At 61.7% G+C, this 26,583-nt stretch carries 21 protein-coding genes; 18 read left to right on the forward strand and 3 right to left on the reverse strand.

What is annotated here, in order from left to right; translation table 11 throughout:
- Positions 1 to 159: 159 nt before the first annotated feature.
- The 9 genes from dusB (at position 160) to hflX (ending at position 11,703) form a co-directional block, all read left to right on the forward strand.
- The gene (gene dusB, locus BLU35_RS05905) at positions 160 to 1,203 is read left to right on the forward strand and encodes a tRNA dihydrouridine synthase DusB (RefSeq protein WP_093232388.1); all 1,044 of its coding nucleotides are present in this window, start codon (positions 160 to 162) and stop codon (positions 1,201 to 1,203) included.
- Positions 1,200 to 2,351, forward strand: a complete 1,152-nt coding sequence (locus BLU35_RS05910) for a two-component system sensor histidine kinase NtrB (protein ID WP_093232389.1) — start codon at positions 1,200 to 1,202, stop codon at positions 2,349 to 2,351. The genes dusB and BLU35_RS05910 overlap by 4 nt, the downstream gene beginning before the upstream one ends.
- The gene (gene ntrC, locus BLU35_RS05915; protein ID WP_057255678.1) at positions 2,348 to 3,802 is read left to right on the forward strand and encodes a nitrogen regulation protein NR(I); all 1,455 of its coding nucleotides are present in this window, start codon (positions 2,348 to 2,350) and stop codon (positions 3,800 to 3,802) included. The genes BLU35_RS05910 and ntrC overlap by 4 nt, the downstream gene beginning before the upstream one ends.
- 221 nt (positions 3,803 to 4,023) lie before the next feature.
- On the forward strand, positions 4,024 to 6,294 hold the full coding sequence (locus BLU35_RS05920; RefSeq protein ID WP_058320586.1) for a sensor histidine kinase NtrY-like: 2,271 nt from the start codon (positions 4,024 to 4,026) through the stop codon (positions 6,292 to 6,294).
- Positions 6,284 to 7,648 (forward strand): two-component system response regulator NtrX, encoded by a 1,365-nt coding sequence (ntrX, locus tag BLU35_RS05925; protein ID WP_057255682.1) that lies wholly within the window; start codon positions 6,284 to 6,286, stop codon positions 7,646 to 7,648. Before BLU35_RS05920 ends, ntrX begins: the two co-directional genes overlap by 11 nt.
- A gap of 47 nt (positions 7,649 to 7,695) precedes the next feature.
- Complete coding sequence (gene trkA / locus BLU35_RS05930; protein ID WP_093232390.1) at positions 7,696 to 9,072, forward strand: Trk system potassium transporter TrkA; 1,377 nt, start codon at positions 7,696 to 7,698, stop codon at positions 9,070 to 9,072.
- Positions 9,073 to 9,083: 11 nt separating this feature from the next.
- On the forward strand, positions 9,084 to 9,947 hold the full coding sequence (locus BLU35_RS05935; protein WP_093232391.1) for a D-amino-acid transaminase: 864 nt from the start codon (positions 9,084 to 9,086) through the stop codon (positions 9,945 to 9,947).
- A gap of 109 nt (positions 9,948 to 10,056) precedes the next feature.
- The gene (hfq, locus tag BLU35_RS05940; protein ID WP_003535434.1) at positions 10,057 to 10,299 is read left to right on the forward strand and encodes an RNA chaperone Hfq; all 243 of its coding nucleotides are present in this window, start codon (positions 10,057 to 10,059) and stop codon (positions 10,297 to 10,299) included.
- A 78-nt stretch (positions 10,300 to 10,377) separates the two neighbouring features.
- Entirely contained in the window at positions 10,378 to 11,703 is a 1,326-nt protein-coding gene (gene hflX, locus BLU35_RS05945) for a GTPase HflX (protein WP_058326653.1), read from the forward strand.
- 84 nt (positions 11,704 to 11,787) lie between these two features.
- Here the strand turns inward: hflX and mazG are convergent, their stop codons facing one another.
- The gene (mazG, locus tag BLU35_RS05950) at positions 11,788 to 12,621 is read right to left on the reverse strand and encodes a nucleoside triphosphate pyrophosphohydrolase (protein WP_058326652.1); all 834 of its coding nucleotides are present in this window, start codon (positions 12,619 to 12,621) and stop codon (positions 11,788 to 11,790) included.
- A gap of 5 nt (positions 12,622 to 12,626) precedes the next feature.
- Positions 12,627 to 13,214, reverse strand: a complete 588-nt coding sequence (locus BLU35_RS05955; RefSeq protein WP_093232392.1) for a deaminase — start codon at positions 13,212 to 13,214, stop codon at positions 12,627 to 12,629.
- Positions 13,215 to 13,445: 231 nt separating this feature from the next.
- On the opposite strand from BLU35_RS05955, the gene cysG reads away from it, so the two are divergent.
- From cysG to scpC, 6 genes are all read left to right on the forward strand, one after another.
- Complete coding sequence (gene cysG, locus BLU35_RS05960) at positions 13,446 to 14,906, forward strand: siroheme synthase CysG (RefSeq protein ID WP_093232393.1); 1,461 nt, start codon at positions 13,446 to 13,448, stop codon at positions 14,904 to 14,906.
- A gap of 10 nt (positions 14,907 to 14,916) precedes the next feature.
- Positions 14,917 to 15,231, forward strand: coding sequence for a DUF2849 domain-containing protein (locus BLU35_RS05965; RefSeq protein WP_057255696.1), 315 nt, complete (start codon positions 14,917 to 14,919; stop codon positions 15,229 to 15,231).
- A gap of 14 nt (positions 15,232 to 15,245) precedes the next feature.
- A complete protein-coding gene (locus tag BLU35_RS05970) occupies positions 15,246 to 16,916 on the forward strand; it encodes a nitrite/sulfite reductase (protein ID WP_093232394.1) in 1,671 nt (556 codons plus the stop codon).
- A 16-nt stretch (positions 16,917 to 16,932) separates the two neighbouring features.
- The gene (locus BLU35_RS05975) at positions 16,933 to 17,433 is read left to right on the forward strand and encodes a DUF934 domain-containing protein (RefSeq protein ID WP_058320590.1); all 501 of its coding nucleotides are present in this window, start codon (positions 16,933 to 16,935) and stop codon (positions 17,431 to 17,433) included.
- Between the two features lie 144 nt (positions 17,434 to 17,577).
- The gene (locus BLU35_RS05980) at positions 17,578 to 18,390 is read left to right on the forward strand and encodes a ferredoxin--NADP reductase (protein ID WP_057255702.1); all 813 of its coding nucleotides are present in this window, start codon (positions 17,578 to 17,580) and stop codon (positions 18,388 to 18,390) included.
- A gap of 255 nt (positions 18,391 to 18,645) precedes the next feature.
- Positions 18,646 to 20,166: a succinyl-CoA:acetate CoA-transferase ScpC gene (gene scpC / locus BLU35_RS05985; RefSeq protein ID WP_093232395.1), complete on the forward strand. Its 1,521-nt coding sequence runs from the start codon at positions 18,646 to 18,648 to the stop codon at positions 20,164 to 20,166.
- Between the two features lie 77 nt (positions 20,167 to 20,243).
- Here scpC and BLU35_RS05990 read toward each other — a convergent pair whose 3' ends face one another.
- A complete protein-coding gene (locus tag BLU35_RS05990; protein ID WP_093232481.1) occupies positions 20,244 to 20,861 on the reverse strand; it encodes a GntR family transcriptional regulator in 618 nt (205 codons plus the stop codon).
- A 271-nt stretch (positions 20,862 to 21,132) separates the two neighbouring features.
- Between BLU35_RS05990 and BLU35_RS05995 the strand changes: the two genes are divergently transcribed.
- From BLU35_RS05995 to BLU35_RS06005, 3 genes are read left to right on the forward strand one after another with little or no spacing between them, the layout of a single operon-like run.
- Positions 21,133 to 22,392, forward strand: a complete 1,260-nt coding sequence (locus tag BLU35_RS05995) for a ferredoxin reductase family protein (protein WP_093232396.1) — start codon at positions 21,133 to 21,135, stop codon at positions 22,390 to 22,392.
- Between the two features lie 46 nt (positions 22,393 to 22,438).
- Positions 22,439 to 25,669 carry a c-type cytochrome gene (locus tag BLU35_RS06000; protein ID WP_093232397.1) on the forward strand — a complete coding sequence of 1,077 codons (3,231 nt, stop codon included), beginning with the start codon at positions 22,439 to 22,441 and terminating at the stop codon, positions 25,667 to 25,669.
- A 10-nt stretch (positions 25,670 to 25,679) separates the two neighbouring features.
- Positions 25,680 to 26,582 (forward strand): OmpA family protein, encoded by a 903-nt coding sequence (locus BLU35_RS06005; RefSeq protein WP_082616294.1) that lies wholly within the window; start codon positions 25,680 to 25,682, stop codon positions 26,580 to 26,582.
- Position 26,583: the final 1 nt, after the last annotated feature.

The raw sequence follows: 26,583 nt of genomic DNA on the forward strand, positions 1-26,583 counted from the left end.
TACCGCGAAGGGTCGCGCTTTGCCAGCAGTTCTCGTTTCTTACGGCCACCTTGGCGCGTTTTGAAAGACGCGCGGCGCTGTAATCCGGGAAATTTGCGCAAGGCGCCGAAATCGCTTGGCAAGCCCGAGAACAATGTCTAAAAATAGTGCAGGAACAACATGTGCCTGAAAGATATGCATTTGCCAATTCCGGCTCTTTCGTCTCCGCTCCGGATCGGGACTATCGAACTCCGCAATCGCGTTGCGCTCGCCCCTATGTCCGGCGTTACCGATCTGCCATTCCGGCGGCTTGCATGGCGTTATGGTGCCGGCTTCGTCGTGACCGAGATGGTTGCGAGCCGCGAGTTGGTCGGCAACGCGTCTGAATCGTGGGCGCGGCTCAAGAACTCCGGCATCAAACCGCATATCGTTCAGCTTGCCGGCCGTGAGGCCCATTGGATGGCGGAAGCCGCCAAGATAGCTGCAGACAATGGTGCCGATATCATCGACATCAACATGGGATGCCCGGCCAAGAAGGTGACGGGTGGCTACTCCGGCTCGGCACTCATGCGCGATCCCGATCACGCGCTGTCGTTGGTTGAGGCGACAGTCGATGCCGTCGAAGTGCCGGTGACGTTGAAGATGCGGCTCGGCTGGGACGAAAACTCGATCAACGCGCCGCTGATTGCCAAACGCGCCGAAGACGCCGGGGTGAAGGCGATTACCGTGCACGGCCGTACACGCATGCAGTTCTACAACGGCAAGGCGGATTGGGATGCCATTCGCCCGGTTCGCGAGGTCATTACCGTCCCCCTGGTCGCCAATGGCGACGTGGAGACGATCGCCGACGCGGAAGAGATTCTCCGCCGGTCGGGCGCCGACGCCGTGATGGCCGGGCGTTCGTCGCAGGGACGTCCGTGGCACATCGGCTTTCTTGCCGGTGCCGTTGAGCACCCGTCGCAGGCGGAGATCGCCGATATCTTTGCGGAGCACTACGAAATGATGCTCGAATTCTATGGTGTCGAGGTCGCCGTGCGGCACGCGCGAAAGCATGTCGCCTGGTACCTTGACCGCTTTGCCCCTGATATCGCAGGCACGGAAAAGGCAGCGATCCTGACATCGACTGATGCCCGTTTCGTCTGCGACAGGGCACGCGCCGTGATACTCGACGCGGCTCCGGCCAAGCTGGAAGGCGAGGCGGTCGCAGAAGGAATGGCCGCATGACCGAGAAACCGAGCATTCCCGATACGGCCGCCAACGGTCTGTCGATGGCGGTTCTGAACGCCATTCAGAACCCGGTGATTCTGGTCGATGCCAATGGTTTGGTCGCGTTTGCCAACTGGGAAGCCGAATCGTTTTTCGGCGCGAGCGCCAATCATCTGGCGCGCCACAACATCAGCGCCTTCATCCCCTTTGGCAGCCCGCTCTTGACCCTGATCGAGCAGGTGCGGGAACGCAAGGCGCCGGTCAACGAGTATCGCGTCGACCTGAGTTCGCCGCGTCTCGGCGCCGACAAGCTCGTCGATCTCTATGTCGCCCCGGTCCTTTCCGAGCCGGGCTCGGTCGTCGTCGTCTTCCAGGAGCGCTCGATGGCCGACAAGATCGACCGGCAGCTGACCCATCGTGGTGCTGCCCGTTCGGTGACCGGGCTTGCCTCGATGCTGGCGCACGAAATCAAGAACCCGCTTTCGGGCATCCGCGGTGCCGCCCAACTGCTGGAAACCTCCGCCAATGACGAAGACAGGGCGCTGACGCGTCTGATCTGCGATGAGACCGACCGCATCGTCTCGCTGGTCGATCGCATGGAGGTGTTTTCCGACGAGCGCCCCGTGGATCGCGTGCCGCTGAACATCCATTCGGTGCTCGACCATGTGAAGGCGATCGCCAAGGCAGGCTTTGCCCGACACATCAAGTTTGCGGAGAACTACGATCCGTCTCTGCCGCCCGTCTATGCCAACCGCGACCAACTGGTTCAGGTGTTCCTTAACCTGATCAAGAATGCGGCCGAAGCGATCGGCGACCGCAGCGATGGCGAGATCGTGCTGACGACGGCCTACAGGCCGGGTATCCGCCTGTCGGTCGCCGGGACTCGCGAGAAGATCTCGCTGCCGCTGGAATTCTGCGTGCACGACAATGGACCGGGCGTGCCGTCCGACCTGCTGCCGCTGCTCTTCGATCCTTTCATTACCACCAAGACCAACGGTTCCGGCCTGGGGCTGGCGCTGGTCGCCAAGATCATCGGTGCCCATGGCGGCATCGTCGAATGCGACAGCCAGCAGAACCGCACCACTTTCCGTGTCCTGATGCCGGCCTCCAAAGGCCAGGCAGCGGATGAAGACGACATGCCGATGACAAAAGGAAGCCTTGCATGACGGGTGCCACGATCCTCGTTGCGGATGATGATGCCGCCATTCGCACCGTGCTGAACCAGGCGCTGAGCCGCGCCGGCTACGATGTCCGCATCACCTCCAATGCGGCGACGCTCTGGCGCTGGATCGCAGCGGGCGACGGCGATCTCGTCGTGACCGACGTTGTCATGCCCGACGAGAATGCCTTCGATCTCCTGCCGCGCATCAAGAAGGCGCGCCCCGATCTGCCGGTGCTGGTCATGAGTGCCCAGAACACCTTCATGACGGCGATCAAGGCTTCGGAGAAGGGTGCCTACGACTATCTGCCCAAGCCCTTCGACCTGACCGAATTGATCGGCATCATCGGCCGGGCGCTGTCGGAGCCCAAGCGCCGGCCGGCCAAGCTCGACGACGACACCCAGGACGGTATGCCGCTGGTTGGTCGTTCGGCGGCGATGCAGGAAATCTACCGGGTGCTGGCGCGCCTGATGCAGACGGACCTCACCCTGATGATCACCGGCGAGTCCGGCACCGGCAAGGAACTCGTCGCCCGCGCGCTGCACGATTATGGCAAGCGACGCAACGGTCCGTTCGTTGCGATCAACATGGCGGCGATCCCGCGCGATCTTATCGAATCGGAGCTTTTCGGCCACGAGAAGGGCGCCTTCACCGGTGCCCAGGTGCGCTCGACTGGTCGTTTCGAACAGGCCGAGGGCGGCACGCTTTTCCTCGATGAAATCGGCGACATGCCGATGGACGCACAGACCCGCCTGCTGCGCGTGCTGCAGCAGGGCGAATACACGACCGTTGGCGGCCGCACGCCGATCCGTTCGGACGTGCGCATCGTGGCGGCGACCAACAAGGACCTGAAGCAATCGATCAATCAGGGCCTGTTCCGCGAAGACCTCTATTATCGCCTCAACGTCGTGCCGCTGCGTCTGCCCCCGCTGCGTGACCGCGCGGAGGATATTCCGGATCTCGTTCGTCACTTCGTCCAGCAGGCCGAAAAGGAAGGGCTCGACGTCAAGCGCTTCGATCATGAAGCGCTGGAACTGATGAAGGCGCATGCATGGCCGGGCAACGTGCGCGAGTTGGAAAACCTGGTGCGGCGGCTGACGGCACTTTATCCACAGGACGTGATCACCCGCGAGATCATCGAAAACGAGTTGCGTTCCGAGATACCGGACAGCCCGATCGAAAAGACCGCGGCGCGGCCCGGATCGCTCACCATTTCGCAGGCCGTCGAAGAAAACATGCGCCAGTATTTCGCAAGCTTCGGCGAAGCTTTGCCTCCGGCCGGCCTTTACGATCGCGTGCTTGCCGAAATGGAGTATCCGCTGATCCTTGCGGCGCTCACCGCAACCCGTGGTAACCAGATCAAGGCGGCCGATTTGCTCGGCCTCAACCGTAACACGCTGCGCAAGAAAATCCGCGAACTCGGTGTTTCGGTCTATCGCAGCTCACGCAGCGCTTGACTTGGACACGGCCACCGTTGCATTTTCGCCACAATGCGTTGCTTGAACGTGTGACGATCGCCGAATCGCGTGTCGTTGCCGTCTCGTTCAATCGATTTGACCCAATTGATTGACTGGGGGTGCAACGCGGCAGCCCTTTGGGCGGCGAGGTCAACCTTTGACCAGAGAATGCTAGCAAGTGATGCCGTCGCCGGCTGGCGCCGGTTGGGGGAACGCTTTTCATGGTGGACGCAATGGCCTTGCCGCTGGGCACAGATGAGGGACTCGCGGCGCAGGACCGGCGCGCGTCCTTTGCCCTGCCGGGGCTGATGCTGGCGACCGGCGCCTTGATCTGCGCCACTGTCTCGCTGCTCGTCCTTCTCGGATTGACGCCGATACGGCTCGAGCGAAATGTCGTCATCGCCTGCGCTGCCATCAACAGCCTGTTCGTCGTTGGCCTGATCTATCTGATCGCCCGCGAAATCCTGCGGCTGCTACGCGCCCGACGCAAAGGCCGCGCCGCCGCGCGCCTTCACGTGCGCATCGTTGCGCTGTTTTCGATCGTGGCGATCACGCCTGCGGTTCTTGTCGCGATTTTTGCCAGCATCACGCTCGACGTCGGCCTCGATCGCTGGTTTTCGCTGCGGACGCAGGCGATCGTCCGCTCGTCGATCAACGTCGCCCAGGCCTATGTGCTCGAGAATGCCAGCTATCTGCAGGGTCAGACGGTGTCGATGGCCAACGACCTCGAACGCAACCGGCAGCTCTACAGCCTCGACCGCACAGGTTTCACGGAACTGATGACCCGCCAGGCGCGCGGCCGCGGCATGCTTGGGGCATTCCTGGTTCGTGCTGATGGCAGCGCTATAATTCAGGCCAACATCTCCACGGACCGTCCGCTGCCCTCCATTCCGCCGGACGCACTGAAAAGCTCGGTATCCGGTCAACCGACACTGATTCCGCCAGGGGTCACCAACCTTGTCGGGGCCGTTATTCCGCTCGACGACATTCCGGGCACCTATCTCTACACGGTTCGCAATGTCGATCCGGAAGTGATGCGCTCGCTGCGGCTGATGGAAGAGAACACGGCCGAGTACAAGATGCTTGAGGCCGGTCGAACCTTCACGCAGATCGCCTTCGGTGTTCTCTATATCGGGTTTGCGCTCATCGTTCTCCTGGCTGCGATCTGGACCGCGATCGCGGTTGCCGACCGGATCGTCCGGCCCATTCGCCAGTTGATCGGCGCTGCCGACAGTGTCGCCTCCGGCAATCTCGATGTTGTCGTGCCGGTCCGTGCCGTCGACGGCGACGTTGGTAACCTGTCGCGCACCTTCAACAAGATGGTCTCGGAAATCCGCAGCCAGCAGGAACAGATCCTGGAGGCCAAGGACGAAGTCGATCATCGCCGTCGTTTCATCGAGGCTGTTCTTTCAGGCGTGACTGCGGCGGTGATCGGTGTCGGGCGCGATCGACAGATCACCATCGTCAACTCGTTTTCCGAAGAGTTCCTGAAGAAGGCGGCGCCTGAACTCCTCGGCGCGGACCTGCGCACGGTAGCGCCGGAGGTCGAAGAGGTTCTGGTGGAGGCCGAAAGCCGCCATCGCAACGACTACCGCAAGCAGATCAATATCATGCGCAGCGGAACCGAGCGGACGCTGAACGTTCAGGTGACGCGCGAAGAGGGTGGCGAAGCGAACGAATCCTACGTCATCACCATCGATGACATCACCGACCTCGTCATCGCTCAGCGCTCGACCGCCTGGGCCGATGTCGCGCGCCGCATCGCGCACGAGATCAAGAACCCGCTGACGCCGATCCAGCTCTCCGCCGAACGTCTGAAGCGCCGTTATGGCAAGCAGATCAACCAGGAAGACAAGGCTATCTTCGACCAGTGCACCGATACGATCGTGCGCCAGGTAGAAGACATCGGACGCATGGTCGACGAGTTCTCGGCTTTCGCGCGCATGCCGAAGCCGACCAAGGAAAAGGCGGATCTCCGCACGATCCTGAAGGATGCGATGTTCCTGCGCGAGATGGGCAACAATCACATCGATTTTGTGCGGGACCTCGGCGAAGAGCCGCTCGAGGGCCTGTTCGACGGGCGCATGCTCGGTCAGGCCTTCGGCAACATCGTCAAGAACGCGGTCGAATCGATCGAGGCGGTGCCGGCCGATGCGGCGCGCGGCCATCCGAGGATCGTCGCGCGAGCACGAACCGACGTGGCAACGGGCCGCTTCGTTGTCGATATCATCGACAACGGCAAGGGGCTGCCGACGGAGAACCGGCACAGGATTCTGGAGCCATACATGACGATGCGCGAGAAGGGCACGGGCCTGGGACTCGCCATCGTCAAGAAGATCATTGAGGACCATGGCGGACAATTAGAGTTGCACGACGCGCCAGCCGATTTTGACGGCGGTGTCGGGGCGATGATCCGCGTGGTCCTGCCGCCTGCCGGAGAAACCGGGGGCGAAGACAGTTTGAAGGATAAGGGTGCGAGCGATGGCCGCTGATATTCTGGTTGTGGACGATGAGGAAGATATCCGCGAGATCGTGTCGGGTATCCTCTCTGACGAAGGGCACGAAACCCGCACCGCCTTCGACAGCGACAGTGCGCTGGCGGCGATCAGCGATCGCGTGCCGCGCCTGGTCTTCCTCGATATCTGGATGCAGGGAAGCCGGCTCGACGGCCTGGCGCTGCTCGATGAGATCAAGGGGCGCTATCCGGACCTCCCCGTCGTCATGATTTCCGGTCACGGCAATATCGAGACCGCCGTCAACGCCATCAAGCGTGGCGCCTACGATTTCATCGAGAAGCCCTTCAAGGCCGACCGGCTGATCCTGATTGCCGAGCGGGCGCTGGAAAACTCGAAGCTCAAGCGTGAAGTCTCGGAGCTGAAGAAGAAGTCCGGCGATCCGGTCGAACTGATCGGGACGTCGGTTGCCGTGTCGCAGCTTCGTCAGACGATCGAGAAGGTCGCGCCGACCAACAGCCGCATCATGATCCAGGGGCCGTCCGGATCGGGCAAGGAACTGGTCGCGCGGATGATCCACCGCAAGTCGACGCGGTCGACCGGTCCCTTCGTGGCGCTGAACGCGGCGGCGATCACGCCGGACCGCATGGAAATTGCGCTGTTCGGAACCGAGGGAACGCCGGGACAGCCACGCCGCACTGGTGCGCTCGAGGAAGCCCATGGCGGCATCCTCTATCTCGACGAAATCGGCGAGATGCCGCGCGAGACGCAGAACAAGATTCTGCGGGTGCTCGTCGACCAGCAGTTCGAGCGTGTCGGCGGTACCAAGCGCGTCAAGGTCGATGTCCGGATCATCTCCTCGACCGCCTACAATCTCGAAAACATGATCTCCGAGGGCCTGTTCCGCGAAGACCTGTTCCACCGGCTTGCCGTCATTCCGGTGCGCGTGCCGGCGCTCGCCGAGCGGCGCGAGGATATTCCGTTCCTCGTCGACATGTTCATGCGCCAGGTCAGCGAACAGGCCGGCATTCGTCCGCGCAAGATCGGCGACGATGCCCTGGCCGTGCTCCAGGCCCACGACTGGCCCGGCAACATCCGCCAGCTTCGCAACAACATCGAGCGCCTGATGATTCTTGCCCGCAGCGACGGTCCGGACACGCCGATTTCCGCAGACATGCTGCCGACGGAGGTGGGCGATACGCTGCCGAAGATCTCCGCGCAGGGTGACCAGCACATCATGACGTTGCCGTTGCGCGAGGCTCGCGAAATGTTCGAGCGTGATTATCTGATCGCGCAGATCAACCGATTCGGGGGTAATATTTCGCGCACGGCGGAATTTGTCGGAATGGAGCGGTCGGCGCTGCATCGCAAGCTCAAATCGCTGGGCGTCTGAGGCATTTTTCCGGCCATCGCGGCAGTGCTCCCAGCTGAAAGTACGACATGAAGGTAGTCATTTGTGGTGCGGGCCAGGTGGGGTACGGCATTGCCGAGCGGCTCGCGCAGGAAGATAACGACGTATCGGTGATCGATACCTCGGCGACGCTGATTGCCAACATCACCGAGAGCCTCGACGTGCGCGGCTATGTCGGCCACGGTGCGCATCCGGATGTGCTGGCCAGGGCCGGCGCCGACCAGGCCGACATGCTGATTGCCGTCACGCTCTCCGACGAGGTCAATATCGTCGCCTGTGAAGTGGCCCATGCGATCTTCAACGTGCCGACGAAGGTCGCGCGCATCCGGGCGCAAAGCTATCTCGCGCCCGAGTATTCGAACCTGTTTTCACGTGAGAACGTGCCGATCGACGTCACCATCTCGCCCGAAGTCGAGGTTGGGCGGCTGGTGCTGCGCCGTATTTCCTTTCCCGGCGCGATCGACGTCGTGCGTTTCGCCGAAGATCGTATCGCCATGGTCGCCTTCGAGTGCCTGGAAGATTGCCCGGTCGTCGGCACGCCACTGCAGCAGCTGAGCGAACTGTTCCCCGATCTGCTTGCAACAGTCACCGGCATCTTCCGCAACGGCAAGGTCATGGTGCCGCATTCGGATGACCAGCTGCAGGCCGGCGATATCGCCTATGTCGTTTGCGACCGGGACCACGCCCGCCGGACCTTGGCGCTCTTCGGCCATGAGGAGCAGGAAGCGCGGCGCATCATCATCTTCGGTGGCGGCAATGTCGGCTACTTCGTTGCCAAGGCCATCGAGGAGCATCAGCCGCGGACCCGGGTGAAACTGATCGAAAGCGATCGCGACCGGGCAGTGGTGATGGCGGATAAGCTGAGCAACACCGTTGTGCTCAACGGTTCGGCGATGGATCAGCGGATTTTGGCACAAGCTGACGTTCAGGATGCCGATCTCGTGGTGGCGCTGACCAACAACGACCAGATCAACATCCTCGGCAGCATGATGGCGAAGCGGCTGGGCGCCAAGTCGACGCTGGTGCTGATCAACGAGCCGTCCTATCAGGATTTTGCCGGCACGGCTGGCGTCGACGCCTATGTGAACCCACGTGCCGTGACCATCTCGCGCGTGCTGCAGCATGTCCGCAAGGGGCGCATTCGCTCCGTGTATGCGGTGCAGAAGGGCATGGCCGAGGTGATCGAGGCCGAAGCGTTGGAAACCTCGCCGCTCGTTGGCAGAGCCCTGCGTGACCTCGATCTTCCCGAAGGCATCCGCATCGGTGCACTTTATCGCGACAAGACGTTTATTCGCCCGGACGGCAATACAAAGATCAAGGCGAAGGACCGTGTTGTGCTCTTTGCCACCGCCGATGCCGTACGGCACGTCGAACAGCTTTTCCGCGTCAGCATCCAGTACTTCTAGGGCCGAGATCCATGCCGAGAATTGCCTATGTCAACGGTGCCTACGTGCCGCATGCCGACGCCGGCATCCATATCGAGGATCGCGGTTATCAATTTGCGGACGGCGTCTACGAAGTTTGTGAGATACGCCATGGTTACATCGTCGATCTCAGCCGGCATCTCGATCGCCTCGACCGTTCGCTTCGTGAACTGCGCATCGACCGGCCGATGAGCCGGGCGGCGCTCGTGCATGTGATCCGAGAGGTGGTTCGGCGCAACCGGGTCCGGAATGGTCTGTTCTATATCCAGGTCACGCGCGGCGTGGCGCGCCGTGACCATGTGTTTCCGGCCAAGGAGACGATGCCGACGATCGTGGTGACGGCGAAGCGCACCGATGCCGAGGCCATCGCCGAAAAGGCGACGCAAGGGATCGCGGCGATCACCGTACCGGAAAACCGCTGGGACCGGGTGGACATCAAGTCCGTCGGGCTCCTTCCCAACGTGCTCGCCCGCCAGAAGGCGAAGGAGGAGGGTGCCCAGGAGGCAATTTTCGTCGATGCCGATGGCACGGTGAAGGAGGGCGCCGCGACCAATGTCTGGATCGTCGATGGCGACGGAACCCTGCGCACGCGTCCGGCCGAGCACGGAATCCTGAAGGGTATCACCCGCACCACCCTGATGGATGTGGCGGGGCCACTTGGGCTCAAGGTCGAGGAGAGAGCGTTCTCGGTCGAGGAAATGCTCGCGGCGCGCGAGGTCTTCATTACCGCTGCCACCAGCATCTGCTTTCCGGTCATTTCGGTGGACGGCAGACCGATCGGCAATGGGCATCCGGGAAGCATAGCACAGAATATTCGTGAAGCCTTTTTCGGCGTTGCGGAAAAGACATTGATTTGATACCAAACTTAAAGAGGTGTCGGGGAAGGTACTTGTGGCGCCTCTGATTGCAGATATCGACAAAAATGCACCGGCGCGAAACGCCGGCAAATAAGAAAGAAGCGGCGCGATGGCGGAACGTTCTCAAAACTTGCAGGATCTCTTTCTCAACACGGTCCGCAAGCAAAAGATTTCATTGACAATTTTTCTTATCAACGGTGTCAAGCTCACCGGCGTCGTGACGTCTTTTGATAATTTCTGCGTCCTGTTGCGTCGCGATGGCCATTCGCAATTGGTCTACAAGCACGCAATTTCGACCATCATGCCCGGCCAGCCGCTGCAGATGTTCGAGAACGAAGAAGCTGCATCCTGACGGGACGTTAGGCACATTACCAAGCGAGATTCAAAGTCGTCGTCGATCATTCCGGAGCTCGAGAAGCTCCGCGACGACATGCGCGCGGTCGTCATCGTTCCGGTCTTGAAAAAGACCGGAAGGCAGTCCGCAGAGATCCTCTCGACGACAACGACGCGTACTGACGAAAGTCGCCTTGAAGAGGCGACCGGTCTGGCGATGGCGATCGATCTGGAAGTCGTGCATGGCGTCATCGTTCCGGTGTCGCAGCCCAAGCCAGGCACGCTGCTCGGCAGCGGCAAGATCGAGGAAATCGGCCATATTCTCGTTGATCTCGATGCTGGCCTCGTCATCGTCGACCATCCCTTGACGCCGGTGCAGCAACGCAACCTCGAAAAAGAATGGAACGCCAAGGTCATCGACCGGACCGGCCTCATTCTGGAGATTTTCGGTCGCCGCGCTTCCACCAAGGAAGGCACGCTGCAGGTCGATCTCGCCCATCTCAATTACCAGAAAGGCCGCCTGGTCCGAAGCTGGACGCACCTTGAGCGTCAGCGCGGTGGTGGCGGCTTCATGGGCGGTCCGGGTGAAACCCAGATCGAAGCGGACCGCCGCCTGCTGCAGGACCGCATCGTCAAGCTCGAGCGCGAATTGGAGCAGGTCCGCCGGACCCGGCAGTTGCACCGTTCAAAGCGCAAGAAGGTGCCGCATCCGATCGTCGCTCTCGTCGGCTACACCAACGCTGGCAAGTCCACGCTTTTCAATCGCATGACTGGGGCGGGCGTTCTGGCCGAGGACATGCTGTTTGCGACGCTGGATCCGACCCTTCGGCGCTTGAAGCTGCCCCATGGCCGCATGGTCATCCTCTCCGACACGGTCGGGTTCATTTCCGATCTGCCGACGCACTTGGTCGCCGCATTCCGCGCGACGCTTGAAGAGGTGCTGGAAGCGGACCTGATCCTGCATGTGCGCGATCTCTCCGACCCGGACAACCAGGCGCAGGCAAGCGATGTGCTTCGCATTCTCGCCGATCTCGGCATCGACGAGAAGGAAGCCTCCGAACGGCTCATCGAGGTCTGGAACAAGATCGACCGGCTCGACGCCGAATCGCGTGAGGCGCTGCAGAGCAAGGCGGCAACCTCGGGCAACACGGTCGCCGTTTCCGCCATCACCGGCGAGGGCGTCGATGAGCTGCTCGGCGAAATTGGTCGCCGCCTGTCAGGCGTGCTGACCGAATGCACCGTCGTGCTCGGCATCGATCAGCTGCAGCTTCTGCCCTGGGTCTATCAGCACGCCATCGTCGACGGCCGTGAGGACCTGGAGGACGGGCGTGTGAGCCTTGAACTCAGGCTGACCGAAAACGAGGCCGCCGATCTGGAACGCCGCCTCGGAAACGGGCCAAAGCCCGTTGAGGAAGACTGGTAAGCCTGCGCCTTCCTCCGATTCGCTCACTGTTGACCTCAGCTTTCGCGCGAGGGAACGCATAGGATATATGCGTTCCCGATTGCCTTAGCCGAGTTGCCGCTCGATCGCCTTCGCCGCTTGCCAAAGCTCTTCCATCCGCTCGAGCGTCGCGCCATCCAGCGTCTCGCCGGCGTCGCCGAGTTCGCGCTCGATATGGGCGAAGCGGCGGCGGAACTTGGTGTTGGTGCCGCGAAGGGCCATTTCCGGATCGGTCCCGACATGACGGCCAATATTGACCACCGCAAAAATCACGTCGCCCAGTTCATCGCTGACCTTGGCGCGGTCCTTTTCGCGCAGCGCCTGACGCAATTCGCCGATCTCTTCCTCGATCTTATCGAGAATAGGCTCGGGCTCCGACCAGTCGAAGCCGACCTTGGCGGCCCGTTCCTGCAGCTTTAGGGCCTCGACCAGTGCCGGAAACGAGCGTTGGACCGAGCCGAGATGGCTTGCGGCGGAGTCCGGAAGAAGGCCGCGCTTGGCGCGCTTTTCCTGCCGCTCAGCCTTTTCGGCCTGCTTGATCTCGTCCCACTGCAACTTGACCGCTTCAGGGGTATCGGCATCGGAACGCGCAAAGACATGCGGATGCCGGCGGATCATCTTGCGGGTGACCGCTTCGACGACGTCGCCGAAGGCAAAGTCGCCGGCTTCCTCCGCCATCCGGGCATGGAACACCACCTGCAGCAGCAGGTCCCCCAGTTCGTCGCAAAGGTCGTGCATGTCGCCGCGCTCGATGGCGTCGGCAACCTCATAGGCTTCCTCGATCGTGTAGGGTTTGATCGTCTCGAAGGTCTGGACGATGTCCCAGGGGCAACCGGTTTCCGGCTGCCGGAGTGCGGCCATGATATCGAGCAGGCGTTTTATATCGCGTGAAGGTTCCATGGATCTCAGTTCAGCGGAATGGCGTTGTCATCCTTGCCCGACTGGTAGTTGTCGGAAAGGCTCTGGTAGCGGGCGCGAATGCGCGAATCTTGTTCGGCGAGCCGCGCCTTGGTCACAGGGTCGGCATCCCTGACGAGTGCGGCGATCGAGGCCGAATGCCAGAAGGCGTTGTCCTGTGCATAGCCGCCCGGCTCCAGCCGGAAGACTTCCTTCAGGATCTTGAGGTCATGCGGGATCGCGAAGCTGTCGCGGGAATCCTCATGGCTGAAGAAATAATAGAAATTGTCGAACCCGGCCCAGGTGATAGCCGAAAGGCACATGGAGCAGGGCTCGTGCGACGAAAGAAAGATGAGGTCGCGGGTATCGGGCTTTTCCGCCATCTCGTAGAAACGCTTCAGCGTGTGGACCTCGCCATGCCAGAGCGGATTTTCCGTCTCATTGTTGGTTTCGGCCAGCACCAGCGACAGGTCGGATTTGCGCAGGATCGCGGCGCCGAACACCTTGTTTCCGGCGGCGACACCCTTTTCGGTGAGCGGCAGGATATCCTGCTCGATTACGGTTAAAAGCCGTTCGGCGAGGTCCGATTGGGTCATGTCTTGCATCTCCGGCGGGTCAGTGACCGCATTTAACGGAGGTTGCCCCCGCGGCGCAATGGCTGCGGAAGGGCAGGCGTTTTGTCGACCTCGGAGATATTTGCTCAAAATAATGCACCGCCGAGCAAAACAATACGTGCCCGGAAAGGCAATGAAATTTCTGTTCCTTCAAATGTCGTGCCCCATGCGGGATATTCGGCGCAGCCTGTAGAAGGAACCGTTTGCCAGACCATGACGCAGCAGCTCGCCGTTTTCCCAGCATTCTTTCGCGTCGCGCAGAAGCGCGTGGCGGTGTTCGGCAATGGCGACGAGGCCTTTGCGAAGGTGCGGCTGCTCTTGAACACGGAAGCGTCGCTCGTCGTCTTTGCCGATGAGCCTGAAGCGGATTTTGCACAGTATCTGCGCGACCGCGGCGTTGAACATGTTCGGGCTGCCTTCGCAGCCGAGCAGCTTGACGGCGCCATCCTCGTTTTCGCCGCAACCGGCGACTCCGCGGAGGATCGCCGCATCGTCACTGCGGCGCGTGCGCAGAAAATCCCGGCAAACGCCGTCGACCAGCCCGACTATTGCGATTTCTTCACCCCCGCGCTCGTCAACCGCGCGCCGGTCGCCGTTGCCATCGGTACGGAAGGTGCAGGCCCGGTGCTCGCGCAGATGATCCGCGCCCAGATCGATCAGCTTCTTTCCCCGTCGCTCGGAGTCGTCGCCTCGCTCGCGGCAAGCTACCGCGAGGCGGTTGATCGCCTGGTGCCGCGCGGCGTGGCGCGTCGGCTCTTCTGGCGCCGGTTCTTTCAGGGCCCGGTTGCCGATAAGGTCGCCGGCGGCGATCTGGCCGCTGCCCGCCGTGAGGTTTCACGTCTGCTCGATACGCCCGAGAAGGCTCCGGGCCACGTCTGGCTCGTTGGCGCCGGTCCGGGCGCCGAAGACCTGCTGACACTGCGCGCCCAGCGCGTGATGATGGAAGCCGACGCGATCGTCTATGATGCGTTGGTGCCGCAGGTGATCGTCGACATGGGCCGCCGTGACGCCGAGCGTCTCTCTGTTGGCAAGCGCAAGGGCTGCCACACGAAGTCTCAAGGTGAGATCAACCAGTTGCTCGTGACGCTCGCCGCCGAAGGCAAGCGTGTGGTTCGGCTGAAATCCGGGGATCCCCTGGTCTATGGCCGCGCCGGTGAGGAGATGGCGGCCCTCCGCGAAGCCGGTATCAGCTACCAAATCGTCCCGGGCATCACCTCCGCCTTCGCCGCTGCCGCTGATTTCGAACTGCCGCTGACGCTTCGCGGTGTCGCATCGTCGCTGGTCTTCACGACAGGTCACGATCTGACAGGCGAGGTTCTCCCCGATTGGGCGCGGCTCGCCGTTTCCGGCGCGACGATCGCTGTCTATATGGGTCGCACGGTCGCGGCCTCCGTCGCCGAGCGTCTGATGCAGGCGGGTCTGCCTGCGGAAACCACGGTCGCGGTGATCGAGAATGCCAGCCGCGCGGATCGTCGCCTGCTGCATGGCACGCTCAAGGACCTTCCGGACCTGGAAAACCGGACTGAGCTTTCGGGTCCCGTCATGGTCATCATCGGCGACGCCGTCGCAGGCGCCAACTTCGAGCGGTCCGAGCCGCTGGTCGTCGGCAAGGCACGCGATGCCAAGAGAATCGTTGAAGTCGCCCTGGGGCGTAACGAACAGATTTTGAACTGAGGAAGAGGTCATGGTGAGCAAGGTTTTGACGGCAAACAGGCTTTCGGACGGCATTTCCGTCTGGCTGGATGCTGCGGGCAACTGGGTCGAATCGCTTCAGGATGCCTTCATCGCCCGCCATGCTGAGGCCGTGACGGCGCTCGAAGCCACCGGCAAACAGGCTTTCGACGACAACAAAGTCGTCGATGCCAATGTGGTCGACGTCGAAGAGGTCAACGGCACGCTTCGCCCGCTGCGCATGCGCGAGCGCATTCGTGCCGAAGGCCCGTCGATCCCCTATGCTGCCGGCTACAACGGGCTGGCCGGCCCGAAACACGCTGCCTGAGGAACCGATACCCGATGTACCGTTACGATGAATTCGACCACGCTTTCGTTTCCTCCCGCGTCGAACAGTTCCGCGATCAGGTCGAGCGCCGCCTGAGCGGCGAGCTCGCCGAGGACGCCTTCAAGCCGCTGCGCCTGATGAACGGCGTTTACCTGCAGCTTCATGCCTATATGCTGCGCGTCGCCATTCCCTATGGCACCTTGTCGAGCCGCCAGATGCGCATGCTTGCCCATATCGCGCGCAAGTATGACCGCGGCTACGGCCACTTCACCACGCGCCAGAACATCCAGTACAATTGGCCGCGCCTGTCGGACACGCCGGATATCCTGCAGGAACTGGCAAGCGTCGAGATGCATGCGCTGCAGACGTCAGGCAATTGCATTCGCAACGTCACAGCCGATCACTTCGCCGGTGCGGCTGCCGATGAAGTAGCGGATCCAAGGCCTTATGCCGAGATCCTCAGACAATGGTCGAGCGTGCATCCGGAGTTTTCGTTCCTGCCGCGCAAGTTCAAGATCGCCGTGACCGGCGCTGAGCGCGACCGCGCCGCGATCCAGGTCCACGACATCGGGCTGCACCTGAAGAAGGACGAGAACGGCCGCATCGGCTTTGCCGTCTATGTCGGCGGTGGCCAGGGCCGCACGCCGATGATCGCCAAGAAGATCCGCGACTTCCTGCCGGAATTGGATTTGTTGTCCTACACCACGGCGATCATGCGCGTGTACAACCTGCATGGCCGTCGCGACAACAAGTACAAGGCGCGCATCAAGATCCTCGTGCACGAAACCGGTGCCGAGGAGCTGTCGCGTCAGGTCGAAGTCGAGTTCGCGGCGTTGAAGGACACCGAGCTGAAGCTGCCGGAAACCGACATTCAGGCAATCTCCACCTACTTCGCGCCGCCCGCCCTCGAAAACCGCGCCGAGGGCTGGGAAAGCCTTGCACGCTGGAAGAAAACCGATACGGACTTTGCCCGCTGGGTGCAGCAGAACGTGCAGCCGCACAAGCACCCGGACTACGGCATGGTGACGATCTCGCTGAAGCCGATCGGCGGCATTCCGGGTGACGCCAGCGACGCGCAGATGGATGCCGTTGCCGATATCGCCGAGGAATATGCCTTCGACGAAATCCGCGTCAGCCATGAGCAGAACCTCATCCTGCCGCATGTGGCACTGGCCGATCTTGAACCGGTCTACCGTGCGCTCGTTGCCGCCGGTCTCGCCACCGCCAATGCCGGCCTGATCACGGACATCATCGCCTGTCCCGGGCTGGACTATTGCGCGCTCGCCAATGCGCGCTCCATTCCGGTGGCCCAGGAGATTTCGACCCGCTTCGGTTCGCCCGAGCGCCAGGCCGAGATCGGCGAGCTGAAGATCAAGATCTCCGGCTGCATCAACGCCTGCGGTCATCACCATGTCGGCCATATCGGCCTGCTCGGCGTCGAGAAGAAGGGTGCGGAACTTTATCAGATCACGCTCGGCGGCTCCGGCGACGAGAACACGTCCATCGGCGAGATCATCGGCCGCGGCTTTGAGCCGGAGAAGGTGACCGACGCGGTGGAGACGATCGTCGACACCTATCTGGGACTGCGCCGCGACAGGCAAGAGACCTTCCTCGAAGCCTATCGCCGCGTCGGCCCGCAACCCTTCAAGGACGCGCTCTACGGCAGTGCGCAGGAAGCTGCCTGAGGCGCAAGGAACGAACATGACGAAAATCTGGAAGGAAACCGGCTTCGTGGGCGATGATCCCTGGGTCATCGAGACGGAGGAAACCAAGGCAGGCTCGAACGAGAAGGCGATTATCGGCCTCGACGCGTTCCTCGCCAGGGTGGAGACGAGCGACGAAACCGGCCTCGGCGTGGTGATCGCGCCGGCGGACGACGTGACGAAGCTGGCGCCCCATCTCGATCGCGTTGCGCTGGTGGCGGTGGCGTTCCCGGCCTTCAACGACGGCCGCGCCTTCAGCCATGCGTCGCTGCTGCGTTCGCGGCTCGGCTTCGGCGGTGAGGTGAGAGCGGTTGGCGACGTGTTGATCGACCAGATTCCGCTGATGCTGCGCTGTGGTGTCGACAGCTTTGCGGTCAGCAATGCGACGGCTCTTAAGCGCCTAGCAGAGGGACGCCTGCCGGGCATCGCCGTGCACTACCAGCCGACGGCAAAGCCTTCCGCCGACGCGAAATCCTATAGCTGGCGGCGGGTTTCTTAAGTCTCGATCAGCCGCGACAGTGTGAAGCACGCGGAAATCCCCGAAAGCGACTATATTTGGAAGGGATTTCCTTCCCATTGCGCGTGGCTTGGAATATCCGATCATTGTTGATAAACAGGGTCATCATTACAGGACTTTAGCCAGATGAATGCTCCGGCAAAAACGGAAGATTTCGCGATCCAGGCACCGGCAGGCGTTTACGTCGAGACGGTGACGAGCGTTGAGCACTATACGGATCGGCTCTTCCGCTTCCGCATGACCCGCCCTGCCGAATTCCGCTTCCGCTCGGGCGAATTCGCGATGATCGGCCTGATGGTCGGCGACAAGCCGGTCTATCGCGCCTATTCGATCGCCAGCCCTGCCTGGGACGAAGAGCTGGAGTTCTTCTCGATCAAGGTGCCGGATGGCCCGCTGACCTCGCATCTGCAGGGGATCAAGCCCGGCGATAAGGTGCTGATGCGCAAGAAGCCGACCGGCACGCTGGTGCTCGATGCGCTGGTTCCCGGCCGAAGGCTCTACATGTTCTCGACCGGAACCGGTATTGCGCCCTTCGCAAGCCTGATCCGTGATCCGGAAACCTATGAGAAGTTCGAGGAAGTGATCCTCACCCATACCTGCCGCGACGTCGCCGAGCTGAAATACGGCTTCGACCTCGTGGAGGAGATCCGCAACCACGAGTTCCTGAACGAGATCGTCGGCGACAAGCTACGCCACTATGCGACAGTCACGCGCGAGGACTATCCGTTCAAGGGCCGCGTCACCGACCTGATGGTCAACGGCAAGTTCTTCTCCGATCTCGGCCTGCCGCCGCTTGATCCGGCGATCGATCGCGGCATGATTTGCGGCTCGACGGCGATGCTGAAGGACACCAAGGAAATCCTCGAAGCTGCGGGCTTGACCGAAGGCGCCAACAACAAGCCGGCCGAATTCGTGATCGAGCGGGCCTTCGTCGGCTGATCCTTTTTTGTGCAGTCTTATCGTTGAAGGGCGCGCCTTGGGTGCGCCCTTCAACGATTGTGGCGATGCGTGGTGGAGCTATGCATTTGCGGTAGCTCGGCCCTGTCCATTCTGCGTATCGCGCAGCTTCGCCAAGGGCTATCGTGCCTCCGTAACACTTCATAACGTGTGCGTGCAGCCATGCAGATTTAGCGCACCAGAACCAAGCCCGCGCCGTCCTGATGTGAGCCCCGCGGGCTCTTCAGGGAGTGCTCGATGAGCCGCGATATTCGAACAAGCCTTGAGACCAGGATTCGCTGCAAGCCACTGCGTGATCGCATCGCCACGCCGGAAGCGGCGGCTGCGCTCATCAAGGATGGCATGACAATCGGCATGAGCGGCTTCACCAAGGCGGGCGATGCCAAGGCGGTTCCGCTCGCGATGGCCGAACGTGCGGCGCGCGAGAAGTTTCGTATCACGCTGATGACCGGCGCTTCGCTCGGTCACGACATCGACAGGACGTTGACGGAAGCCGGTGTCCTTGCCCGGCGCCTGCCGTTTCAGTCCGATCCCGTTCTTAGGGCCGCGATCAACCGTGGCGAGGTGATGTTCATCGACCAGCATCTCTCGGAAACCGTCGAGCAGTTGCGCTCCGGACAGATCAGCCCGATCGACTATGCGGTGGTTGAGGCGGTGGCAATTACAGAGGATGGCGGAATCGTGCCGTCGACATCGGTCGGCAACTCCGCAAGCTTCGCGATCCTGGCGAAGAAGGTGATCGTAGAGCTCAATCTCAGCCATAGCCCCGAGCTCGAAGGCCTGCACGACATCTACATTCCGGCGAAGCGCCCGAGCCGCACGCTGATCCCGGTCGTTGCTTGCGACAGCCGCGCAGGTTCACCCTACATCCCGGTCGATCCCGAAAAGATCGTCGCTATCGTTATCACGGAGAAAGAGGACAGCGCTGCGCGCATCTCGCCGCCGGACGCCGAAACCACCGCGATTGCCGGCCACCTGATCGGCTTCCTGCAGGAAGAGGTGCGCAGAGGCCGCCTCGACATGACGCTCAATCCGTTGCAGGCCGGCATCGGCGTCATCGCCAATTCAGTGCTGAGCGGTCTCGTCGACAGTCCCTTCCATGATCTGCGCATGTACAGCGAGGTGCTTCAGGACAGCACGTTCGAGCTCTTCGAGGCAGGTAAGCTGAGTTTCGCCTCGGCATCGTCGATGACGCTTAGCAGCGCTTGGGCCGATCGGGTGTTCCGCAACATCGGCGCGTACAAGGACAAGCTGGTCCTCCGGCCACAGGAGGTGAGCAACCATCCGGAGATCATTCGCCGCCTGGGTGTCATCGGCATCAACACGGCGCTCGAATTCGATATCTACGGCAACGTCAATTCGACCAATGTCGGCGGCACCGACATGATGAACGGCATTGGCGGCTCTGGCGATTTCGCCCGCAACGCCTTCCTGTCCATCTTCGTCGCCAAGTCGGTTGCCAAGGGCGGCGCCATCTCGTCCGTCGTGCCGATGGTGTCCCATGTCGACCACACGGAGCATGACGTCGATATTCTTGTGACCGAGCACGGACTTGCCGATCTGCGCGGGCTGGCGCCACGGGAGCGTGCGCCCGTCGTCATCAGCAACTGTTGCCACCCGGCCTACCGCGAATTGCTCCTAGACTACTTCGAACGTGCGGTCGCGACCCGCGGTGGCCAGACGCCTCACATCCTTGAGGAGACTTTCGCTTGGCATGTACGACGCCTGAAGACTGGAAGCATGATGCCAACTGCGTGATTTGAAGGATTTGAAGCGAAGAATTAACTGTGAAAGCAAGTATTTGCGATGATTTCTTCGAGTTCATTCAAGCATCTTCAGGCGTCTGAGAGATAGTTCATCAACTCCGTCATGGCTGCAGACGCACCTGGAGCGTCAGCCCTCTCGATCGCATCGATCACGATGACATGGTGGCGGACGGATCCCACCATCTTCTCCGGTGAGGACGATGCAAACCAGATCCGGCGCGCATGCGTCTGCAAAGGCGCCAGCGCCGCAGTCAGGAACCGGTTGGGACAGGCCTCCTCCATCAGTTCGTCGAAGGTCTTATCGGCCACGAGGAAACCTTCCATGTCGCCTGAGTCGAGGCAGGCGGCCATCTCCGCGCCGCAGGCTTTCATCGCACTTCTGTCATCGGCGCTCGCGTGTGTCGCTACCAGAGCGGCCGCAAGCGGCTCCAGCTTCTGCCTGGCCTGCATGACATGGACCTGGTCGTCGGGGCGGATCGTGGTGATCTGCAGGCCGACGCGTGGTCGGACATCCATCAGGCCCTGCCAGGCAAGCTTCTGGATCGCCTCGCGAACCGGCGTTCGGCCAAGCCCCGCGAGCTCGATCAATTGCCTCTCGGTGACCAGCGCGCCGGGCTCGAGCTTCAGTGTAACGATGAGGCGTTCGAGCGCGAGGTAGGCGAGGTGAGCATGGGATTGCAGTGACATGCCGTTCCTTTGCTTCTGATATATCAGGAGCTTGCACAATTTTTCAGAAGGAGGCAAGCAAGGCAATCGTCGCATCTCTGTATCGCCTCTCAAGCTGATGCGAGCCTTGAGAAATATAATTAAGCGAGCGCTCAAATATCACAAATTTCAAAGGCATGAATAAAGGAAGCTCATAGGCCGTTCCCAAGGGATTGATGTTGACGAATGGTAAGGGGCTTGTCAGTCTTCCCCTTGGCAACAACCGTCTGACGTCGGCGTTGAGGGGCGCAAGATGCAAGTGGGCGCGTTTCTGGTCTGGTCGCTGATGGTGCTCGCAGGGCTGCTGGCCGTACCGGCGGTCAGCCACACCAATGCATTGACGACATTCTCGCTGATGGCGTCGTCCGCTGCCTTCGTCGGCATGGCGATCGCCCAGTTCATGGCGACCCGCCCGCCTTTCGTCGAAGCCTTGTTCGGTGGGCTCGATCGCGTCTACCACTTCCACCGGAGGATCGGCATCTCGGTGCTGTGCCTTATCCTCATCCATTATTTCCTGAAACCGGACTTCATGGGCCTGGCACTGACGAGCGGTTTGAACCAGCTGGCTGCTTCTGCCGGAAAATACGCGTTCTATGGTTTCGTCATCCTACTTGTTCTTAGCATTGTCAAAATCATCCCGAGGACGAAGATCGAGATTCCCTACCATCTCTGGCGCTACACGCACCGTCTGATCGGCCTGCTCTTCGTTCTCGTCGCCTTCCATCAGATGTTCATCAAACGTCCCTATGACGGCACGGCACTTCTGGCGGTTTATCTCAATGCCTTCGCCGCGCTCGGCATCCTGAGCTATGCCTACACCCAGCTTCTGCCGTGGCTCAGAACCCGCGGCTACGAAGTTTTCGAGGTGGCGAAGCATGACGGAGCGACGATGATCACGGCGCGACCGGTCGGACGGCCCATGCGAGCGAAGCCGGGCCAGTTCGGATTCCTGCGCGTGATGAAGCCGGGCCTGCGCGAGCCGCATCCGTTTACGATCGCGGGCATCGAGGCTGACGGTATCGTCCGCTTCGCGATCAAGCCGCTCGGCGACTACACGCAGGCGCTGCGCGATGGTGTCGCGGTCGGTGATCGGCTGAAGCTCGAAGGCGGCTATGGTCGCTTCAACCATCGCCGCGGCGGCAAGAAGCAGATCTGGCTCGCCGGCGGCATCGGCGTCACGCCGTTTCTGGCAATGGCCCGGCACTTGAAGGGCGATGAAGGCCAGGAGATTCACATGGTCTACTGCGTGCGCGACAGGCGCGAAGCGATCGGCCTGGAGACCTTCGAGGCGCAAGCCCAGAAACTCGGAAACTTCAGTTTTGTCCTGCACGACTCTTCTACGGACGGACGTCTGGATGCGGCCAAGCTGGCGACCGGAAGCGCGATCGATCCGGCGGAAGCGGATCTCTGGTTCTGCGGTCCGCCGCCGCTGAGGGAGGCAATCGTCAAAGGCTTGAAAGATATTGGCAAGAGGCCGCGACGGGTCGAGTTCGAGCAGTTTCAGTTTCGATAAATAGCAGATTTCAGTAGCGATTCTATTGTTTTAGGGAGAGGCTTTCATGCGCGGTCTGCAGGCAAAAGGAGAGAGTGCTTCGCCAAGAGCCGGCCTCGGCCGGGGACCACTGGCATTCTTGTTGGCGGCTTTGGCCGCCGCCGTCTTGCTCTGTCCCGCCCTTGCCGAAGCGCGCGACGCTTTCGCCGACGACGCGTTTTCGACCTACAAGGCCAATGTCGACAATGGCAAATACGTGTTCAATGCCGCGGGCTGCGGCGCCTGCCACGGATCCGGCGACAATACCGAATTGCTTTCCGGCGGCATGGAGATGAACACGGCGATCGGCACATTCTATGCGCCGAACATTTCGCCCCATGCCAACGGCATCGGCGGCTGGACCAACGCCCAATTTCTGAACGCGGTGCTGGTCGGTCTCGACCGGGAGGGCAACAATCTCTATCCGGTCATGCCCTATACATCCTATGGCGGGATGAAGCCGGAGGATGCGCTCGATATCAAGGCCTATATCGAGACACTGCCGCGGTCTGACGCCGCCTCGAAGGAACACGAGATCGCTTTCCCCTTCAGTCGTCAGACGACGATCACGCTGTGGAAGCGCAGCCACTTTACGGTGCCGGGCTATCAGCCGCGAGAGGAGACGCAAGCCGAGCGCGGCCGCTACCTTGTCGAGAACGTCGGCGGCTGCGGTGATTGTCACACCCCGCGCACCACCACCTACGGGCTCGATCTGGAGCGCGCCTACCAGGGTGAAAAGGATCTGACGGGTGCGGTCGCCCCGGATATCAGCAAGGCGAAGATGGCGGGGCTTGCTTCGCCCGATGTGTTCACCAGGGGCCTGATCGACGAAGGCAAGAAACTCTCGGGCGCGCCGGTCAGCGATCCCGTGATGCGGCGCATCGCCAAGGGCCTGAGCGTTCTGACGGAGGAAGACCGCCGGGCGATCTACGCCTTCCTCTCCGACCGCGAGGTGAAGGCGCCGGCGCCGGTGGCACAATCTGTGACCGCCGTCTGCAAAGAAAACACGGCGGCGGAAGCGCTCGGTGGCGACAATGCGGCTCTGGCACAGCAGGCGGATGCCTTCATCGGCAAGTATTGTCGCAACTGCCACGGACCGGGAGAAAGTTCGCAGGGGAGCTACCCCGCCGGCGACCTCGATTCGATCGGCGCGGATGCCAATTTCGTGGCGCCGGGCCACGCATCGAAGTCACGCCTCTATACGACCGTCGTTAGCGGCCGCATGCCCCTCGGCAAGCGGCCCTCGGCCGAAGAGATCAAGGTGCTGGAGGACTGGATCAATTCCCTCAGCGAGAAGAGTCTGCCGCAAACGGCGGCGGCCAAGCCCGACCGTTCCCGCCCGATGCAGAGCTATGGCCAGTTCGTCGAGGCGGCGCTGAAGGACATCGACAAGGTCAACGAACTCGACCGTCCGTTCATGCGCTATTTCTCCTACCGCGACCAATATAACGGCATGATGGGCTGCGAGGACGACCAAACCTTCATGAAGCGCATGGATGTGCTCGCCGGCGGCTTCAAGAAGCTGCTGAATTCGCTCTCCTATGGGCCGAAACTGGTTCTGCCAGCCGAAGTCGATGGCACCAAAGGGCTGCTCGTGCGGGTCGATCTGCGCGAGCTGCAATGGGAGACCGCGGATTACGACTTCCTCGCCAAACGTTACTTCTATGGCATCGCCCCGGAGAGCGACGCGTCGCTGGCGGCGCTTTCTAAGGAGACTGCCACGTCACTGCCGATCATGCGGATCGACTGGTTCATGAGCAATGGTGCCCGGCCGGAGATCTACAACAGATTGATGAGGCTGCCTGCCCACATTGGCGAGTTGGAAACGCGCTTCAAGATCGATGTGGCCGACAACATTCGCCGGCGCAACGTCCTGCGCGCCGGTTTCGCCGACGGCTCATCCGGAGTGTCGGACCACAATCGCATGCTGGAACGGCACGACATGCCGTTCGGCGGCTACTACTGGAAGTCCTATGATTTCGGCGGCGACCTGGGCAAGCAGGTGCTGAAGCGCTTCCCGCACGGGCCGAAGGAACTCGCTCCGCTCGACGCAGGTTTGGTGCCGTTCGAACATGACGGTGGCGAAATGATCTTCTCGCTCCCCAACGGTCTGCAGGGCTACTACCTCTCCACATCAGCGGGCAAGCAACTCGATGTCGGACCGACGACCATCGTCTCGTTCCGCAAGCGTCCGATCGGCAAGGGTGTCGAGATCATCAATGCACGGTCCTGCGTCGATTGCCACGCCGACGGCATTCTATCGAAGCGCGATCAGTTGCGCGAGCATATCGAGACATCGACGCTGTTCAGCAAGGGCCAGCAGGACGTGCTGCTCGCCATGTATGTGAAGCAGGAGGAATTGGACGAGGCGTATCGCAAGGACCGCGAGCGTTTCGTCAATGCGCTGAAGGCGCTCGGCGTCACCGAGCCGACGCCCGATGGCGGTCTCCAGAGCAGGCACGCGCCGGGCGATGCAGAGATCATCACCTATTTCGCGGACAAATACGAAGACGAGCTCGACTTTGACGGTTTGGCGGCCGAGTTCGACATGACGCCGAAGCAATTCTCCGATGCGATCAAGCGCGTGACGAATACGGATGTTTTGCGCCTGGGGCTCGATTGGGTGACGACGCTTGAAGCAGGCGGAACGATCCCGCGCAATGAGGTCGAACAGCAATATGCCTTGCTACTGGAGCCGTTGCTGCAGCGTCGCCCCCTGGATACGGCAGCGATCGTCGTTGCCGGTTCCGAGCAAGCGGTGGACGCCAAGCCGCAGTCGATCGTGGCGGCCGTGCCTGCCTATCGCAAGGAGGATGCGGCGGCTGGCAACAAGCTCGCGCTCGCGCTCAACGTGAAGTCGACGACGGCGAAAGTCGGCGATCAGCTTTCTTTCGAGCTTAGCGCCAACCAAGCCTGCGAGCTGCAGATCCTCTATGTCGAGGAGAATGGCAATGTCGAGGTCATCCCGGATGTGATGATCGGCAACATCACCCTGCAGCCGGGCGAACGGCGCCTTATCCCGCAGCCGGGGACGGGCACGCTTACCTTCGATACGCCAGCACCATCCGAGTCGATGTTGGCTTTCTGCCGTGTCGGCGGACTTGGCGATCAGAGGCTCACCGTGGAGAAGGCGCGCGACTACGTCGCGAAGTCGAGGTTGCCACCGACAAGGGGGCTGGCAATCAACCTGGCCAAACAGGCCCAGGGCGATGCTGGGGCCAGCAGCGTTCAGATGGTGACCTTCGAGATCAAGAACTGACGAGCGAACAATGGCAAAGGTGATCCGGTCTCTTATTCTCGCGTCGGCAATGGTGCTGCCAGTCGCCTTGCCCGCGATGGCCTGCGATGGTCTTCGCCAGGCGTCCGAAGCGCTGAACCGCGGCGACGAGGCGGCCGCGCGTGCTGCCGCTGCTCCGGAGAGTGTGGCGGGATGTTCGTCAACGGAGATCGCGCTGACGCGTCGCGTCGTGGCGCTGGTGACGTTCAACCGTGTCGCGGCTGCCGTGGGGCAGGGCGCCAAGCTCGAAAGCTTCGAAGGCGACCTGACGACAGCGAGCAGAGACGCCGGCGGCCCGTGGCAGATCCTTGATGCGCTCGGCGACATTAGCCGGGAGCACCGCGACTATGAGGCGGCGGCGACCTATTATCAGCAGGCGCTGGAAGATTCGGCGAACGAGGAACTGACGCCCGATTGGATGGCGCCGGACAAGGACTACATCCTGCGGCTGGACAGGTTGGGCTCGGAAATGCGGCTTGCGGCAACCAAGCCCGTCAAGCTCGCCGCGCGCGGCGCCTGCAAGTTCTCCTATCGCGGCGTCTCGATCAAGAAGAAGGCCACCCCGGTGCGCTACGTCTTCGGCACCGCCGAGTTCACGCCGGAGGGGCTGCAGTCGGCAAAGGATCTTTTCGAATGCCTGAAGTCGGCGAAACCGCCGGCAATCACGCTGATTGGTCATACCGATCCGGTTGGCACGACCGAGGCGAACAAGGCATTGTCGATCGCCCGCGCCGAGGCCTTGGCGCATTACCTTGTGGATGCCGGATATCCGGGTACCTGGATAGCCGTCGGCAAGGGCGAGGAAGAGCCGTTCAAGCCGGATGACCCGAGCGCCTACGACGAGGCGATGCTGCACCAACTCGACCGGCGGGTGGAAGTGGACGTGGGGAACTAGT

Origin of the sequence: Sinorhizobium sp. NFACC03, from assembly GCF_900103435.1 — a bacterium.
Classification (GTDB): domain Bacteria; phylum Pseudomonadota; class Alphaproteobacteria; order Rhizobiales; family Rhizobiaceae; genus Ensifer.

What these genes read in the sequence shown, in the direction of transcription:
- mazG (WP_058326652.1), bottom strand. Translation starts at nt 12,621, where the DNA reads ATGGAACCTTCACGCGATATAAAACGCCTGCTCGATATCATGGCCGCA.
- BLU35_RS05965 (WP_057255696.1), top strand. Translation starts at nt 14,917, where the DNA reads ATGGTGAGCAAGGTTTTGACGGCAAACAGGCTTTCGGACGGCATTTCC.
- trkA (WP_093232390.1), top strand. Translation starts at nt 7,696, where the DNA reads ATGAAGGTAGTCATTTGTGGTGCGGGCCAGGTGGGGTACGGCATTGCC.
- BLU35_RS05920 (WP_058320586.1), top strand. Translation starts at nt 4,024, where the DNA reads ATGGTGGACGCAATGGCCTTGCCGCTGGGCACAGATGAGGGACTCGCG.
- hflX (WP_058326653.1), top strand. Translation starts at nt 10,378, where the DNA reads ATGCGCGCGGTCGTCATCGTTCCGGTCTTGAAAAAGACCGGAAGGCAG.
- hfq (WP_003535434.1), top strand. Translation starts at nt 10,057, where the DNA reads ATGGCGGAACGTTCTCAAAACTTGCAGGATCTCTTTCTCAACACGGTC.
- BLU35_RS05980 (WP_057255702.1), top strand. Translation starts at nt 17,578, where the DNA reads ATGAATGCTCCGGCAAAAACGGAAGATTTCGCGATCCAGGCACCGGCA.
- BLU35_RS06005 (WP_082616294.1), top strand. Translation starts at nt 25,680, where the DNA reads ATGGCAAAGGTGATCCGGTCTCTTATTCTCGCGTCGGCAATGGTGCTG.
- ntrX (WP_057255682.1), top strand. Translation starts at nt 6,284, where the DNA reads ATGGCCGCTGATATTCTGGTTGTGGACGATGAGGAAGATATCCGCGAG.
- ntrC (WP_057255678.1), top strand. Translation starts at nt 2,348, where the DNA reads ATGACGGGTGCCACGATCCTCGTTGCGGATGATGATGCCGCCATTCGC.
- BLU35_RS05975 (WP_058320590.1), top strand. Translation starts at nt 16,933, where the DNA reads ATGACGAAAATCTGGAAGGAAACCGGCTTCGTGGGCGATGATCCCTGG.
- BLU35_RS05970 (WP_093232394.1), top strand. Translation starts at nt 15,246, where the DNA reads ATGTACCGTTACGATGAATTCGACCACGCTTTCGTTTCCTCCCGCGTC.
- BLU35_RS05935 (WP_093232391.1), top strand. Translation starts at nt 9,084, where the DNA reads ATGCCGAGAATTGCCTATGTCAACGGTGCCTACGTGCCGCATGCCGAC.
- cysG (WP_093232393.1), top strand. Translation starts at nt 13,446, where the DNA reads ATGACGCAGCAGCTCGCCGTTTTCCCAGCATTCTTTCGCGTCGCGCAG.
- BLU35_RS05990 (WP_093232481.1), bottom strand. Translation starts at nt 20,861, where the DNA reads ATGTCACTGCAATCCCATGCTCACCTCGCCTACCTCGCGCTCGAACGC.
- BLU35_RS05995 (WP_093232396.1), top strand. Translation starts at nt 21,133, where the DNA reads ATGCAAGTGGGCGCGTTTCTGGTCTGGTCGCTGATGGTGCTCGCAGGG.
- BLU35_RS05910 (WP_093232389.1), top strand. Translation starts at nt 1,200, where the DNA reads ATGACCGAGAAACCGAGCATTCCCGATACGGCCGCCAACGGTCTGTCG.
- BLU35_RS05955 (WP_093232392.1), bottom strand. Translation starts at nt 13,214, where the DNA reads ATGACCCAATCGGACCTCGCCGAACGGCTTTTAACCGTAATCGAGCAG.
- scpC (WP_093232395.1), top strand. Translation starts at nt 18,646, where the DNA reads ATGAGCCGCGATATTCGAACAAGCCTTGAGACCAGGATTCGCTGCAAG.
- dusB (WP_093232388.1), top strand. Translation starts at nt 160, where the DNA reads ATGTGCCTGAAAGATATGCATTTGCCAATTCCGGCTCTTTCGTCTCCG.
- BLU35_RS06000 (WP_093232397.1), top strand. Translation starts at nt 22,439, where the DNA reads ATGCGCGGTCTGCAGGCAAAAGGAGAGAGTGCTTCGCCAAGAGCCGGC.